Here is a 15,464-nt window from a genome sequence, read left to right as displayed (position 1 = left end):
TGTTGGATTGATTCTGTCTTCAACTGATTTTCTCTCCTTCGTGGATGCTGTCTTTGTTTCGATTGATTTCGGCAGTCATGGCGCGTGCTCCTGCTACGACGAACGGGATGTAAATGAGTGTCGCGAGCGTCAAGTTGAACACCTGAAGCAGGACACCGCGGATGCTGCCACCGGTGACAAGGTACCCACTGATGATCGGTGGTGTCGTCCATGGTACGATGGCGACCGTCTTTGGAACCATTCCAGTTGATAGTGCGACATATGAGACGACCGTCAAGACGACCGGTGCGAGAATGAATGGAATCAACATGATTGGATTAAGCACGATCGGCATACCGAAGATGACCGGTTCATTGATGTTGAACAGCCCGGCTGGAGCAGATAGCTTAGCGACTTGATGATAGGGATGATTACGTTGTTTCCTTACGACGATGAAGATGGCGAGTAGAAGTGACAACGTCGTACCAGAGCCACCCATGAAGACGAACGCATCGAGGAACGGTTTCGTTACCGTGTACGGGACGTCGTAGGCGGAGGCGCCAGCTTGAAATGCAGCTAAGTTTTGTTCAATCAGCGGCAGGTAGATTGGCTCGATGACCGACCCGATGATGTTCGTGCCGTGTAGACCGAAGAACCAGAGGACATGGTTCAACAAAGCGATGATCAGACCAGCGGCAAGCGAATCACCGAAACCTTGAAGTGGCTGTTGGATTGCCTTGAAGATGACTTCGAAGATGCTGAGTTCGAGTTTTATTTGAATGAACAACTGGATCGCAGCAACGACCGTCAAGATGATCATCGAAGGAATCAATGCTTGGAACGATCGGGTGACACCACCGGGCACCCCCTCCGGCATCCGGATCGTCAGCTTCGTATGGATGAGAAGGCGGAACGCTTCCGTCACGAGGAGCGAGACGATGATGGCGACGAATAAGCCTTGTGCGCCGAGCCAAGCGAAGCTAAGTCCCCAGTCTTTCGTGACTGGAACAAGCATGACATAAGACGCGATCGACAGGATACCAGCGGCAAGACCGTCGATATCGTAGGACCGTGCCAAGTTATAGGCAATCGAGAAAGCGACTAGTAAGCCGAGGATCGCGAAGGAGGCATTCCAGATGTTTCCACCGAGCCGTTGCCAACTGCCTTCACCAAAAGCGTTGTTCATCGAGCCGACGAAGTCGAGCGACCAGCTGCCGAGCTGGATGGTAGGGAAGTTATTGATCAGGATCGCGAGCGAACCGACGATGATGAGCGGCATGACGGAGACGAACCCGTCACGGATGGCGACGAGATGGCGCTGGGAACCGATCCGTCCGGCGATTTCAATGAACTTGTTCATGAGAGAACCTCCTTAAGTTGGAATTGGGGTAAGTACGGGTGATGCGCGCGAAACAGCTCTTCAAGTAAAGCGTCGATCCGTTTTTCGTCTTGGATCAATGGGTTCATCAGGGCAGCGAGATAAGCATCCTCATACTTCCCGGAGATGGCGGCTTGAATCGTCAGTTGCTCGAATGTCTTTAAGTTCGTGATCAGTCCACGCACGTGGAGTGGTAAGCTACCGATCGACAGAGGTCGCGGTCCGGCTTTTGTGATGACGGCGTTGACCTCGATGACCGCATCTTCCGGTAAGTCACGGATCGTTCCTTGATTCAGCGTATTGACGGTTTGGATATCACCACGGTCGTTATAGAGCGAGTCCATTAAATTACATGCTGCATCCGAGTAGTAGGCTCCACCGCGTTGCTCAAGCTCCTTCGGTTTTACATCGAGCGATACGTCTCGGTATTGCTCGAACAGTCGGCGCTCGACTTTTTGGACGACTTCAGCGCGTGTCCCGTTCTCTTCGTAAGCCTGTAAATCTTTAGCGAGCACGTCACGCGTTTGGAAATAATACTGATGGTACGGGTTCGGCAACATTTTAATTGAATTCAGGAACGACTCCGACCAGCCGAGTCCGACGATATTCGCTGGTGAGTAGTCATTCCCTTGACGCAATGCAGCAAGAACGTCTGCCGTCCGGTCCACACCATTCACCAAGACTTGTCGACCGAAGATGAAGTGATTCAATCCGATGAATTCGATCGAGACGTGCTCGACGGGGGCGTGCAGGATTTCAGCGACGGAGTTCCGCATGTTGAACGGGATGTTACAGACACCAATCACCTTCTGATGCTTGGAATGTTTTAGAAGTGCCTCGGTCACGATTCCTGCAGGATTGGTGAAATTGATTAACCAGGCGTTGGGGCAAAGTTCCGCCATTTCGTCTGCGAGTTCGAGCAAGACAGGAATCGTCCGGAACGCCTTGAACATACCGCCAGCCCCATTCGTCTCTTGTCCGATGAAGCCGTGCTTCAGTGGGATGCGCTCGTCAAGCGCACGTGCCGCAAGACCACCGACTCGGATTTGCGTCGAGACGAAGTCGGCTCCGCGGAGCGCTTCTTTTCGATCGAGTGTCCAACGAAGTGCGATCTTCACGTTAGACTTGTCAATCATCCGTTGTGCGAGTTGACCAACGACTTCGAGCTTCTCTTTTCCGTCTTCGATATCGACGAGCACGACCTCATCGACCGGAAAGGAGTGGTGACGTAGAATGAATCCTTCGATGATTTCCGGTGTATAGCTGGAGCCTCCACCGATGATGACGACCTTGAGTGGCATGTTGTGAATTCCTCCTTATGAAAGCGATTTCTTTTTGTTGTAACAAATGTAACAAATAATACAACTTAGAGCAATATAAAAATACAAATAAAACAAATTATGATTTGTATTTGCATTTGTATGATGTCTGTATCACAATAAAGGCACAAAGGATTAGAGGAAGAGGTGGGGGTATGTCGCAATCGACGTTACAGACGGCAATCAAGGAAGAGTTACTGTCGCGAATCAAGAGAGGCTATTACGAAGAAGGGAAAAAATTCCCGACGGAGTATGTACTTTGTGAAGAGTTCGATGTTAGTCGGACGACCGTTCGGGGGGCATTGAACCAGTTGACGCTTGAAGGGTATCTGATTCGACAGCAAGGGCGTGGGACGTTCGTCGCCGGTAAAAAAGTTCGGCAGACCTTGTCGCATACACCGAACAATTACGCCGCTCAGTTAGCGGTGCAAGGTAAGCGGGGCGAGGTGTCTTTGATTCAATTATCCGTCGTCTCTGCGACCGACGTCCTAACGGAAGTCTTTCCTGTAGAAGATCAAGCACCCATCCAGAAGATTGAACGGATTCGTCATGCTGACGGTGAACCGACACAATATGAGATCTCATTCATCCCGTGGTCGATTGCTCCAGGGATCACGAAGGAACAAGCAGAACATTCGTTGTTTGATACGCTATCTAAGGTCTTCAATATCCAAGTGGCGAAAACGACGGAGTCACTCGAAATCGTCCTTGCGGATGAATCCATCAGTAGTCATCTCAAATGTCCGATCAATGCGCCATGTTTTTATATCGAGACGGTGACAGAGGATCAGGAAGGTCGGATCATTGAATATTCACGATCCTACTTCCGCGGGGATAAGACGAACTTCGTAATTGAACGTTCGTATCGATAAATGAAATAGCGTTGTTGTAGAGAAGCGCGAAGAAAGGTTGAATCCATTCACACATCGAAATGGATTCAACCTTTTTTGACGTCATCATTTTGTTCCAACTCACATTATGCTAAGTAATAGTTGAGGCTGTTCGGAGAGTAAGTAATCGTTTTCGACGTAGCGATGATAGGACAATGACGAATCGTTCACATGAAATAGCGTCAACTGTCGACTCTCGAAGTCGACTTCTTCTATGTAGACAAGTTCTGCAGCGCCACCGGAATGATGGGGAGGAAGTAGTTTTAAGGACAATCTTTCCCGTAAAGCGATGAATAACATGACTTCCATTCTATAAGGCGCAGAAATGGAAGAACCATGATGAAGAATAACGGATGAATCGATGGAGAGGTAAATAAGCGGATTCATAGTGGATAACGACACCGGATGAGTCATTTCTTTTTGAAGGTGCTGCATGATGGACCTCCTTATAATAAGAACGTATGTTCATATTATGGGGTGTGAATACATTTTTTGCAATATTATTTGAGGTGAATCGTTTATCAAGGCATCAATCATGATTGTTCAAAGAGTTTGAATGGAGTTTTATAGATGGATTCTGGTACAAACGATAAGATCATGCTTTTCAAAAAAGGATGCTGAATTTTCATAGGTTTTGAGATAATCGGATCATATCCGTGCACCGGATTCCGTTTTCAATGATTTCCTTTTTGTAGTACCTCAAGAAGTAGTTCGTATCGACACCGATTATTCGAAATCTAGACGTTTGACTATCTTATATGAGGGTTCTGCCACTAGCAAAAAATTCATCGGAGGATTTTCCTGATGAGACAATTGACGAATGTTTACATTCATAACTGTATACTTCTTACATTTTAAGATGAATTAGCGAACCACTATTTTTATTAAATATAATATCAATTAATAAAAACCAGCATCTGATAAATAATCAGGTGCTGGTTTCATATTCTAAAGAGTCTATATCCAAGACTAATAATTTTTTAACTCGGCATATGTTGAAGTTCGTCATAAAGAACGTAGCTTCCTGATGGAATGTCTTTCGCACGATACATGGCGATATCCGCATGTTGGAGCATCTCGAGCATACTCAAGGCATCCGTCGGATAGCAGGAGATACCGATGCTTGGCGGGCAAGAAATCGTATGATTGGCAATCTCATAAGGTGCTTGTAACGTGCTCAACAACTGATTTGCCATACGATGAAGTTGTTCGTATGATCTAACGTCCTTTAAAAGTAATGTAAATTCATCGCCGCCTTGTCGCGCCATCATGTCAAAATCCATTTCAAATGATTGTAGTCTTTTCGCAACAGATTTCAATAATTGATCACCGACATCGTGTCCAAGTGTATCGTTGACCGTTTTGAATTGATTTAAATCCATGAAAAATAGCGACACATTTGATGTAGGATGAGGTGAATCAGATGTGATAAGCGTTGAAAGTCGTTCCTCGAATGCAAGACGATTAAACAGTCCGGTCAGTGCATCATGATAGGCAAGGTATTGAATACGTTGTTCATTTCGTTTCATTTCAGTCACATCCTTACCGATACCAAAGATTCCTACAATTTCGTTTTGGACGATGATTGGAACATTGGTGATGTTCATATACGTACTGGAACCAAGTGCATTTTCAACCACGGTTTCATAGCTTCGTGGCATACCTTTAAATACTTCTTTCAATTCTTTTGAGACTGTCATCCGGTGTGTATCTTTGACGTATCGAAGGCTATTTTGACCCATCAATTCGATTTTAGAGACACCTAAAAGATTGCTACAGGCAGTATTCGCACTATCGAATTGACCTTTAAGATCAGTTGAATACACTGGATCTGGATGGTATTCAAACAAGGATTTATATCGTTCTTCGCTTAATTCAAGCGTTTGTGCTTGATCGTAGTAGCGACGGACTAATTTATGATTCTCGATAATAATTAAGACTTGTCGGGTGATGACGAGTAAAATGGAAAGTCCTGAACCAACTGTCACGATATCGAAACTACGGGAGTGAAAACCCATGAAGACGAACAGAATCAAGACTCCTCCATAAGGCGTTAGCATTTGAAAAATATTTAACTTTTCGGGTTGAGTCGCTGACTTTGTACTTATAGTATTTGGCTGATGTTGAAGACCCGCATAAGCTAAAAGAATCATTGCTATGATGAACAAGGGGTCAATTAAACTACCTGAGATGTACGTGTCTTGGGCAATCAAATACAAGTAAACAGAGTCAGCGATTGCTTGTATCGTGACGGCTGCAATAATGAGATACATGGATAAACTTTTATCCTTACGCGTAAGATTAAAAAATAAAAAGGAAGCGGCGACTAACATACCCAAGTCTCCCAAAGGATAGATGAGAGAGACAATGAGAGCATTGATGGTTGCCATGCTCGTATCCAGAATAGGTTCGATCAAAAAGTGCCAAGAAAACGTACTCGCAACGACTAAAATGATCAAGACATCGAATAAAAATGAAATGCGTTGCTGTATTGCTGCATCCTTTAAAATTTTGTATGTCAGAGCGTAAAGTAGGAACAGCACTTGAAGAATGTAAAACACGTCTGGCCATCCTGGAAACGCCACATTTTTGTGGAAAATACTTTCTGTGAAAAACCAAATCAATTCGGCGATTAAATACCAAAAGGTGCCGAAAGCGATAAGTAACCAAAACTTACGATCGTTTGAATCAGCCCATTTGATAGCAATCTTTAAATAGAGAAGGGCAATCAACAATCCTGAAATCGAAAAGATATTTCCCCCTAGTGCTTCAAGAGAGGGAGAATCAGAAAAAGTAAAAATCCATCCATAATAGCCTAAAGCATAGAGTAGAATGATTAGGATAAAGCTTTTAGGTTGTTTAAACATGCTATTCTTTTACTCCTTCTTATCATATTCACTTAGTATACAATGAGCTTATTTTTTGAACAGAATTTGTTTATAAAACAGGTCTATACTGATTAATCAGACAGAGCATCTTAAAAGTATTCCTTAAGAGAAAGGTATAAAAATAAATCGCAATCATAAAGTGCATGACATAAACGATCAAACGTCATCTACATCATGCACTTTAAAATTTTTAGAGAGGTGTGGTCTTCAATACATCTTGTGTTTGAAGTAATGTAACGAATGCGTCAAAATCGATTGGACGTGAAAATAGATAGCCTTGACCAATCGTACAACCGTAGGAAGTGAGAATCTTTTTTTGCTCAATCGTTTCTATACCTTCCGCAACGACGTTTAAATTCAGATTCAAACCAAGCTCAATGATCGTCTTGACCATAGGAGAATTCTGATTAGAAGTCAGGCGATCAATGAACGACTTATCGATTTTCAATGTATCTATCGGAAGTTGCTCGAGCACATTCAAGGACGAATACCCTGTTCCGAAGTCATCGATGGATGTTTTAATCTGCGAGGTCTTCAAACATTGCAAAATCGAAACGCTCTCTTTGATGTTTTGAACAATGCTCTCTGTAATCTCAAGCTCGAGCCACTGCGAGTCAAGAGATGTCTCCTCGAGAATCTCGCTGACACGCTGGCAGAAGTTTGGACTTTGGAATTGAAGAACAGAAACGTTGACCGATAGAAGCAAAGGTTCGAATCCTAAATGCTGAAGTTGTTTACTTTGGTAAGTCGCAGTAAATAGGACCCACTCTCCGATTTCATTGATAAGACCTGCTTCTTCAGCGATTGGAATGAACTCAGCTGGTGAAATCCATCCGAACTTTGGATGATGCCAACGGAGCAATGCTTCCATACCAATGATTCTCCCAGAACGAAGATTGACTTTAGGTTGATAGTAGACGCTTAATTGTTGCTCACGTATCGCATTTCGTAAATAGGATTCAATTTCAAGCTTTCGTACTAAGTTGGATTGAAGTTCAGTTCCATAGTAAACAAATGCGTAATTTCCATTCTGTTTAGCTTGATAAAGAGCTTCAGCTGTATGAGCCTGTATTTCTTCGATAGTCAAACTTTGGTCAGGAAATACACTGACACCACCATGCGCTACAATATTCAATTCTAGCTCCTTCAAACGGATAGGAGCTGCAAGGTGAATGAATATTTTTTCATTCATTACAGTGATACTAGATCTTTCTGTTTTCAGAAGCACAATCATAAACTCATCTTCACTATACCGATACATTTTAAAATTCTCTTTCAGTACATGTTTTAAACGGAAAGATACTTCTTTCATGATCTGTTCACCGACATGATGCCCGAAAATATCTGTGTACATTCGCACCCGTTCTACTTGAAGCAATATGAAGGCAAGCGGTGTGTGTTCATCTTTAAGGGTATTTTTGGTGTCTTGTAAAAAAGATGCACGATTACCTAAGCTTGTTAATGGATCGATATATGCAATTTGGTTTAATTCAGCTAATAATTCACTATTTTTCATGACAGTAAAAGCTTGTCTAATAATGATAAGAAGAAAAATCATGATCCATCCTGTACTTAAGGCATTTAAATTCCAGGCATAACTTTGCATCATTAGGATAGAGAGAATCAAGATGCTCGAATAAGGAAAGATAAATTCTTTTTTAGTTGATACATTAAGAGCAAATGGATCAATCATACTTTCTTGTCTTGGCTCTTTTTCATGATATCGAGCAGTGTAACCGATAAACAATAATGCGATAGTCCAAATCAAATCGACACTGCCACCTGATATATAGCTATTTTTAATTGTAAATTGTGCAAAAGTGATATCTCCGATGACTTGTAAAAATAAACCGATGATGAGATAAGTCAAATATGCATTGCGTTTGTTAAATAGAATTAAATAATAAAGCGTGATGATAAAAAAAAGAATTCCTAAATCTGCAATTTGGAAAAGAAATGTATGGGCGATGTACCATAAAGACTGCTGATTAATCTGATAAAGTGGATAAAGCAGGTAATGATAACTAATTGAAGTCGCGGCTATCATATAAATCATTGTATTAAAGAAGAATGCCGAGTTTGAAAATTTTCTCGTTTGATTCAAAAGTTGATTTAACAGGGCAGCAAAGTAGAAAAAGTAAGAGCAGACCCAAGTTAAGGATGATAAGTCCGGTGTATCCAGGGCATTATTCGTAACAAGTAAGATGATCCAAACAAGTGTGCCAAGGGTAGAAAAACTAGCTCCAAGACCTAAAAACATCCAAAAACGTCTAGCGGAGTCATTCTTAAGATAACTTTTTATGATCCAACTCGTACTTAAAATACCGACGAACAACTGGACCGTGTTCAATAGAACCAATCGCATCCATTCAGATCCTTCAAAAAAATGGTTCCCATACCAAAACAATAAACCAATTCCGATGGACAGAAGGAAGGGATAACTTATAGTTGTACGCAAAGATTTTTCCTCCCTTATGTTTAAATAGCTTTCAAATAAGTATCGGATATATTGGATTTATATTTAACGTAATGTTCTAATGTCGTTCGGATTTTAAAAATAGCTACTATTAAAAAAATATAGAACTTAAAAATAAGCCTAGTTCTCCCAATTGAGTTGATCTAGGCTTACATTTAGTTTGTTATCGTTTTATATTTATTGATTTAAACGATTTAAAAGCTTTTTTACTGTCGTGTCTAGTAATTTGAAGCTTTCAAGTTTACAAGATGGTACGTCGTTTTCGTTCCATTCGTGATGCTGTACGCCAGTACACCGTCATGGTACAGAGGAATGGAAACCAGCTCTTCAAAGTCCGTTAAAGGAGCGACGGTCTTCGCTTTTAAGTCCGCATACATCAACTGATGGATGCCTTCGCGGAAGATGACTTGTGTATTTGAGAGGAACTGAATGTCGTCGATCGTCGTCTGGGCACTTGAAGCAGAATAGTTCAGCGTCTGTTCGTCCAATCCGATTGGGTGGAATATGGCGTCGCCTTCTGTTCCAAGAGCGAGATAGGTACCGCTGCGACTGAAATCAATCAATCCGGATATCTCTTTTTTGTAGGCACCATCCAGCGTCTCAAGCACTCGGACGTTCTTTCCGTTGTTAAAGTGAGACGTGTATAAAGTCACCCCGTCATCGCTATCGCGGTGCTCGTATGTGAATAGACCGTCTCGTACCTTTCCTGTTTTTAAGATGAAAGACTGGAGTGGTGTGATCTTTCCGGTTTTTAATGAATACGACTTGATCGTGGAAACCGTTTTTTGTGCAGTCGCTTCTTGCGTGATCCAGGAAACCCGAGTTGACGTGACATCGATTTTTGGAGGAGATGTATCAAAGCGACTTTCTCCAGTATCGAGCGTCGTCACCTGATTTGTCGTAATCTTCAATTGACGAATCGACCATTTTACACCTGTTTTCGTCGGTTGTTCCGTTTCGACCCATAGTAAAAACGCACCTGTACCCGTCACCATCGGGATTGCATGCTTCGTCGCATGGACGATTTTGTTGTGCTGTCGTTTCGTATCGTATGTATAAATGGTGCTCTTATTTTCTTGTAGATCCAAGTAAAACATCTGGTTTTGATAAGAATACTGTGGATCGATCGAGACACGGTGTTTGCTTAATAAGGAAGAGATGTCGTACGTTTTCGTTTGACCTAACGTGACGCGCTCCGATTGCTTTTCTAATTCGATTGCTTGTTGGTTCTTGGAGTCGGTCGTTGCTTTCTTCAAGGAAGTGTTTACTTGTTCAGGTGACGCGACATTTTTTTGTGCTACACGCGGTGTTGCTTGTTCTTGCATCATGGAACAACCCGCTGTCGTCCAAACGATGGTCGAAAGACAAAAGACGGATGCGAATCGATGTAATTTCATATCGGATAGCTCCTTCGAAGATTTTCGGAAACGTAAGTCAGTGCTGCATATCATGTGAAGAGGGACTCGGACGACGGGTGTGAAGAAATACGAGATACCACCACTTTAATGTGTAGGCGAATAAGAAGACACACATCCATGCCCACGGTCGCAGTGTCGTCAATCCTTCGTAAAAATGTCTGAACTCTGTAATGTCAAGACGGTACATGGAGTTCCAAATGAATAATGCACACAGAAAAAGCATGGCTAACATCGCTCGAATCGATGCTTTTCTCAAAGATGGATGCTTGATCGCGACAAAAATTGCACTGATAAGTGTGATGAAAAAGAAAGCATAGAATAATACCCACACCCACATGTCATTGGTTGGACCCATATGTATTTTCCTCCTCAGTTAATCATGGATGCGTCTAGACGATCTTCTAAACAAAACAGAAAGAATGACATCAATCAGTAACCCGATCAAGAACCAACTGATCAAGGTCAGGATGTAGATCAGAAAAAGTGGGACATGGAAGGAATCTAGCCATGTTCCAAGAAAGGATCGTGATTCAAGAAGCCAGAAAACAGGGCTCGTCAAAAACAACAAGATATTTTTGTCGTCGTAGCCGAAGGCATTGAACAGACAGACAACAAGTGAGAGCAAGGGTAGCCAGAGTCGAAAACCTTTACGCATTATTATTCATCTCCTGTTTGAGTGAGGTTGGTTTTATCGGACTTGAATCAAAAAGGCGGATAGACCGTCACCATGTTCGTTCCATCCGGCAACGACCTCATAGGTATACGTACCTTGAGAAGAAGGTGCGATAAGAATGTCGTTTTTTAATGAAACCTGTTCACTTTTCGTTTTCGAATCCCAGCGTACGACTTCGAGCGAATCGGGTTTACGATCAAACGAAAGATGAATTTTGTCAGAGGGTGAGACAATGACGGGTTTACTTTTTTCAGTCATGTGTAAAGCATCCACATAGATCATGTCCGCACATTGAGCACTGAACAAACTGGACCAGCAATAAGAACCTTGGACAGTTGGAATCGCTTTACCGTTTACTTCGACGTCGGGGTCGTAGGGTTCAATACGGAATGGCTCAAAATAGATGAAAAAAGCAATCACGACAAGTAGTGAGCCAATCAAAATGAATTTAAGGATACCAGCTCCTCCTTTATTGAATAAATAATAGTGTTAAATCGGAAATTAAAATCAATCAAGTCATATATCATGCAAAAGAATCTTCATATAGAATCATTTTCCACAATAAACTATCAAATCCCTTCAAATGGATGAAGGGATTATGAATGAGGCACACGTGTCTCTTTGAGACGACTAGGTTTTGAGGAAGTCATTTTCCTTTTACGAAGAATGGAGGAATCAATGCTTCTCCCAGTGGGCTTGATAATCGAGAATATATTGACTTAGAGGAATCGGCTCGGTACCAGTCACCTCGCGGAATTGACGGTTCGTTCGTTTCGTGAGTCCAAGACTAATCGGGAGGTGTAACATGATGACTTCATTGACGTAGCTTTTCGGATATCCTTTTTGAACCATCTTCATTTGGAAGAATGGAATCGAAGGGTTCGTGTAACGGATCGTCTTTCCTAGGAGTAGCGTCATCAGACTCGCGACCTCATGGAAACCGAAAACTTCCTCGCCATGCAACGTATAGACACGATTGAAATGGGGAGCAGGATGTTCGAGGCAATGGATGACGAACGTCGCGATATCGCGGATGTCGATCATGCTTGTCTTCCCAAGACCAGCTGGCGTAACGATCTGCTCGTGAAAACGGATGTCATCACGCATGAAGAGATTTAAATTTTGCATGTAGTATCCGGGACGGATGATCGTAAACGGGATACCGGTCTCTTGAATGATCTTTTCGATCGTATGGTGAGGTGTCAGCGGAAAGACTGGAACATCCTTGAACGAGAGATAAACAATGTGCCGGACTGAGGTGAAGCGCAAATAGCGCAGAAAGAGATGGAACTGTCGTGTTGATACTTGGGACGGATACATCAAAAAGAGTTGATCGACGCCTTTTAACGCTTGTGAAAACGTTGAGATATCGGCGTAGTCCAGGTGACGATAGTGAAAAGCATTGCCGAATTTCTCTGAAGCAGCTGCTGGGTCGACGACAGCCGCATGAAAGGGAATATGTCGCTTCATCATTGCATGACCGACGGCTAGTCCAACGTTTCCTGTGAATCCTGTTACTAAAATCGTCATGTGTAACGTCCTTCCTGTACACTTGACTGAACTGCTGTTTGATGAGAAGTAAATCATGATATGTCTAAGAAAAAGTGAGGTGGTAAATCGTCCGCTAATTGCTTTATCGTAACTTGATTGAGCGTATTAAAGAATGAAATCAGTGCAACATCTAATAGTTGATCTAACGCACGTACCTGATAACGCGTTCCCGGGAAAAGCGGACGTTCGAATAATGCGACGACTTCTCCGACCCGGACAGTATGACTCAATGGAAGGAGTTGAACACCACCTTCTCGTCCAGCATGGGTTCGTAAAAGACCTGCTCTTCCTAAAATTGAAATGATTTTCGTAAGATGCTCGTACGAGATGTTACATTGAAGCGAAATGTCTCTCGTCTTTACGTATTCTCCTCTTCGTGTCATCGATTTTGAGGTGTGTGCCAAAAAAAGTAATGTCAGCAAGCCGTGTTCCGTAGCACGTTTCAACCGCACGATCGCATCTCCTTTCATTTTTGACTGACGATGATTTCAGACAATCAAGAGACAATATCGCGTCATGGAGGAAAAGGGCGCTTTCGTCATGTAAACATGCGTGTAGGAATCATCGAATGTGATCAAAGCAGAAATGAGGTGTGCGCGAATGTACCGACAGGAGAGGCTTCGCCGTTGAGGCGTAATCAGTTCATCTCTTCGAGAGTCGAAGTCGAGCAACAATTGCAATGGGTACTCTGTGAATATCGTCACCTGACAATGAATGCCGAGCCGGTGATAATAATCGACGATGCATTGACGAACGAACAGTGCTCGTTCATGAGTAATCATATGCTTTGCCCTCCTCTTCATTTACCCAATCGGATAGGTGGTCTTTTATATATTGCCGAAGGGTGATCGGTCGTTCACCAATTAGTTCTAGAAAGTGGTTATCCGTCTCATCCGCTAGACCTAATAAGATCGGCACATGAAGTTTGATGATTTCATTGGTTTCTTCGTAAGACAATCCATGTTGCATCATAAAGGACCGGAAAAAATCAATCGACGGGTTTGTATACATGATCTCTGTTTCAAGTTCTTCTCCGAGAAGCCGGGCGACTTCGTAAAAATTGTAAGCCGCTTCACCGCTGATCGTATAGATTTTATTGAAGTGAGTGGCTGGGTTTTCAAGACACGTCATCACGACGGTCGCTACGTCACGGGCATCAATCATGCACGTCTTACCAATTCCTGCCGGTGCGAAGAGGTGTGCATGATCTCGTAACATATCTCGCATGAACATGTTTAAATGCTGCATGTAGTAGCTAGGACGAATGATCGTGTAGGGAATGTCGGTTTGGCGAATGACGACTTCAATACGATGATGTGGCGTGAACGGGAGGGATAGAGCGTCTTTGGCTGAGAGGTAGACGATGTGTTGCAGGGCAGTCTGTCTGTGATAATGAATAAAATATTCGAATGTTTCCAAGTCCGCGTTTGCAGGAAATTCGAGAAAGATTTGATCGCATCCTGCGAGTGCCTCTACGAACGTCGAGGCATCTTGGACATTGAATCGACGAAAGTCAAAATGCTCTCCGTATAATTCGGAAGCGGCTTGTGGATCGGATACCCCGATGCAAAAAGGCTGTTCTTCCGTGCGCATACGTTGGCTGACGAGCTGCCCGATCGGTGAAGAAAAGTCCGTAATGAAAATCATGGGAAGGTTCCTTTCCTCTCTTAGATGAACGAGGCATCACTGATGTTGGAAAGTGGTAAATAAAATACTTGTATTAGTTATATAATACCCTAATTATCTTTCAAATACCGGATAGATGATAGTTCCTGCTAAAAACATGATTAAGTATTCCATTTATTCAATATATGAACCTTAATATTCAAAAAAATTAATTATTAATAATTATGTTTACATATCTAGGTTTATTATGAATATTACTCGACGTACTTGTCGTGAAAGCTATTGTAAAGTTCCGCGTATGTTTCCTTGAGTGACTTAATCGCAGTCGCATCGCCAATAACATCCACTACATCCGTCGACACATACAAAAGGAAATCCGAGTCATGAAAGACGATGTAAGCTGATGTGTGCCCTCGATAGACTTTTGTGCAATAGGAAATGATTTCATTGAGCTCTATATCTTTCAAATGCGCATAGACGACACCTTTATGAGCTACTTCATCTTCCACGATATACTCTTTCCAGTTTCGAATCGTGATCGACGAGCCTACTCGTGCCTTTGCTGAATAACGACGAAAACGATGAATGTACGCAGCAACGAATAGAAGATGGATGGATCTGTCTTCTTGAAAAATCGTCTGAAGAATTTCTTTTAACTGCGAAGCATTTAGGTCTTCCATTAAAAAGCGGATACGGCGTTCTGGTGTTGACTGAAAATAGGGTGTTGGCTTCCTGATATCAAGCTCTATCTGGAACTGAGATAAATCAAGCATATAGAAGTCTCCTCATTCTATTAAAGTTTTGGTGACGAATAGGGAATGTGACGGATGAAGGCATCCAGCTGAATGTCGAAGTACGCTTCAAGATCGAATCGAAGTTGCCTTTCTAAATCAGACAAGCATGTCACTAAGGTGTCGAGAGGAAAAACAGTGTTCATCCGTTCATCGCCCCAAATCGATTGAATATTTCCTTGATTCGTGGAGGGGACCATCGATACGATTGCCCCTTCTTCATCATGGTCAAACTCCACCGAATAATAAGAAAAGGCAGGAATGAATGAAGGCGTCACCAATCTTTTCCATCGATACAACGATTTATAAAACTCGAAGATGGATAACGATGTTTCGAGATATAGTGCATGATCAATGATGATTTTGACATTCGCTTCAATCGACAGAATCGTGGGGATATCCTTTGCTGAAGCATTTGAAATAGCGTTCGGTGAATTTAAAAAATCATACGTACATCTGATTTGAGAAGACACGT

General features: G+C 42.6%; 16 protein-coding genes. 1 reads left to right on the top strand and 15 read right to left on the bottom strand.

Features of this window, described 5'->3' with window-relative positions; all coding sequences use genetic code 11:
- Positions 1-19 precede the first annotated feature (19 nt).
- On the bottom strand, positions 20-1,339 hold the full coding sequence (gene celB / locus AYO36_RS07220; protein ID WP_064299975.1) for a PTS cellobiose transporter subunit IIC: 1,320 nt from the start codon (positions 1,337-1,339) through the stop codon (positions 20-22).
- Positions 1,336-2,658 (bottom strand): 6-phospho-beta-glucosidase, encoded by a 1,323-nt coding sequence (locus AYO36_RS07215; protein WP_064299974.1) that lies wholly within the window; start codon positions 2,656-2,658, stop codon positions 1,336-1,338. Before AYO36_RS07215 ends, celB begins: the two co-directional genes overlap by 4 nt.
- A 173-nt stretch (positions 2,659-2,831) precedes the next feature.
- Here AYO36_RS07215 and AYO36_RS07210 point away from each other — a divergent pair, with 173 nt between their 5' ends.
- Positions 2,832-3,548 carry a GntR family transcriptional regulator gene (locus tag AYO36_RS07210; protein ID WP_064299973.1) on the top strand — a complete coding sequence of 239 codons (717 nt, stop codon included), beginning with the start codon at positions 2,832-2,834 and terminating at the stop codon, positions 3,546-3,548.
- A 99-nt stretch (positions 3,549-3,647) separates the two neighbouring features.
- On the opposite strand, the gene AYO36_RS07205 is transcribed toward AYO36_RS07210, so the two are convergent.
- The 13 genes from AYO36_RS07205 to AYO36_RS07145 all read right to left on the bottom strand — a co-directional run bounded on the left by AYO36_RS07205 (position 3,648) and on the right by AYO36_RS07145 (position 15,462).
- On the bottom strand, positions 3,648-4,001 hold the full coding sequence (locus tag AYO36_RS07205; RefSeq protein ID WP_064299972.1) for a hypothetical protein: 354 nt from the start codon (positions 3,999-4,001) through the stop codon (positions 3,648-3,650).
- Positions 4,002-4,546: 545 nt separating this feature from the next.
- Positions 4,547-6,433: a DUF4084 domain-containing protein gene (locus AYO36_RS07200; RefSeq protein WP_064299971.1), complete on the bottom strand. Its 1,887-nt coding sequence runs from the start codon at positions 6,431-6,433 to the stop codon at positions 4,547-4,549.
- Positions 6,434-6,644: 211 nt separating this feature from the next.
- A complete protein-coding gene (locus tag AYO36_RS07195; RefSeq protein WP_082874190.1) occupies positions 6,645-8,912 on the bottom strand; it encodes a putative bifunctional diguanylate cyclase/phosphodiesterase in 2,268 nt (755 codons plus the stop codon).
- Positions 8,913-9,148: 236 nt separating this feature from the next.
- Entirely contained in the window at positions 9,149-10,327 is a 1,179-nt protein-coding gene (locus AYO36_RS07190; RefSeq protein WP_064299970.1) for a hypothetical protein, read from the bottom strand.
- 37 nt (positions 10,328-10,364) lie between these two features.
- Complete coding sequence (locus AYO36_RS07185) at positions 10,365-10,703, bottom strand: hypothetical protein (RefSeq protein ID WP_064299969.1); 339 nt, start codon at positions 10,701-10,703, stop codon at positions 10,365-10,367.
- An 18-nt stretch (positions 10,704-10,721) separates the two neighbouring features.
- Positions 10,722-11,003 carry a hypothetical protein gene (locus tag AYO36_RS07180; protein ID WP_064299968.1) on the bottom strand — a complete coding sequence of 94 codons (282 nt, stop codon included), beginning with the start codon at positions 11,001-11,003 and terminating at the stop codon, positions 10,722-10,724.
- Positions 11,004-11,036: 33 nt separating this feature from the next.
- The gene (locus tag AYO36_RS17000) at positions 11,037-11,279 is read right to left on the bottom strand and encodes a hypothetical protein (RefSeq protein ID WP_231884680.1); all 243 of its coding nucleotides are present in this window, start codon (positions 11,277-11,279) and stop codon (positions 11,037-11,039) included.
- Positions 11,280-11,696: 417 nt separating this feature from the next.
- On the bottom strand, positions 11,697-12,551 hold the full coding sequence (locus AYO36_RS07170; RefSeq protein ID WP_064299966.1) for an NmrA family NAD(P)-binding protein: 855 nt from the start codon (positions 12,549-12,551) through the stop codon (positions 11,697-11,699).
- Positions 12,552-12,604: 53 nt separating this feature from the next.
- Positions 12,605-13,024 carry an RrF2 family transcriptional regulator gene (locus AYO36_RS07165; RefSeq protein WP_055967752.1) on the bottom strand — a complete coding sequence of 140 codons (420 nt, stop codon included), beginning with the start codon at positions 13,022-13,024 and terminating at the stop codon, positions 12,605-12,607.
- 36 nt (positions 13,025-13,060) lie between these two features.
- A complete protein-coding gene (locus AYO36_RS07160) occupies positions 13,061-13,354 on the bottom strand; it encodes a hypothetical protein (RefSeq protein WP_023468121.1) in 294 nt (97 codons plus the stop codon).
- Entirely contained in the window at positions 13,341-14,219 is an 879-nt protein-coding gene (locus AYO36_RS07155) for an NmrA family NAD(P)-binding protein (RefSeq protein WP_064299965.1), read from the bottom strand. Before AYO36_RS07155 ends, AYO36_RS07160 begins: the two co-directional genes overlap by 14 nt.
- 233 nt (positions 14,220-14,452) lie before the next feature.
- A complete protein-coding gene (locus AYO36_RS07150) occupies positions 14,453-14,971 on the bottom strand; it encodes a hypothetical protein (protein WP_064299964.1) in 519 nt (172 codons plus the stop codon).
- Between the two features lie 20 nt (positions 14,972-14,991).
- Complete coding sequence (locus AYO36_RS07145; protein WP_064299963.1) at positions 14,992-15,462, bottom strand: DUF7878 domain-containing protein; 471 nt, start codon at positions 15,460-15,462, stop codon at positions 14,992-14,994.
- Positions 15,463-15,464: the final 2 nt, after the last annotated feature.

It is taken from the genome of Exiguobacterium sp. KKBO11, from assembly GCF_001644945.1.
Lineage (GTDB): Bacteria > Bacillota > Bacilli > Exiguobacteriales > Exiguobacteriaceae > Exiguobacterium_A > Exiguobacterium_A abrahamii.
The sequence above is the reverse complement of the archived record's forward strand: the minus strand, read 5'-3'. Positions and strand labels throughout refer to the sequence as shown.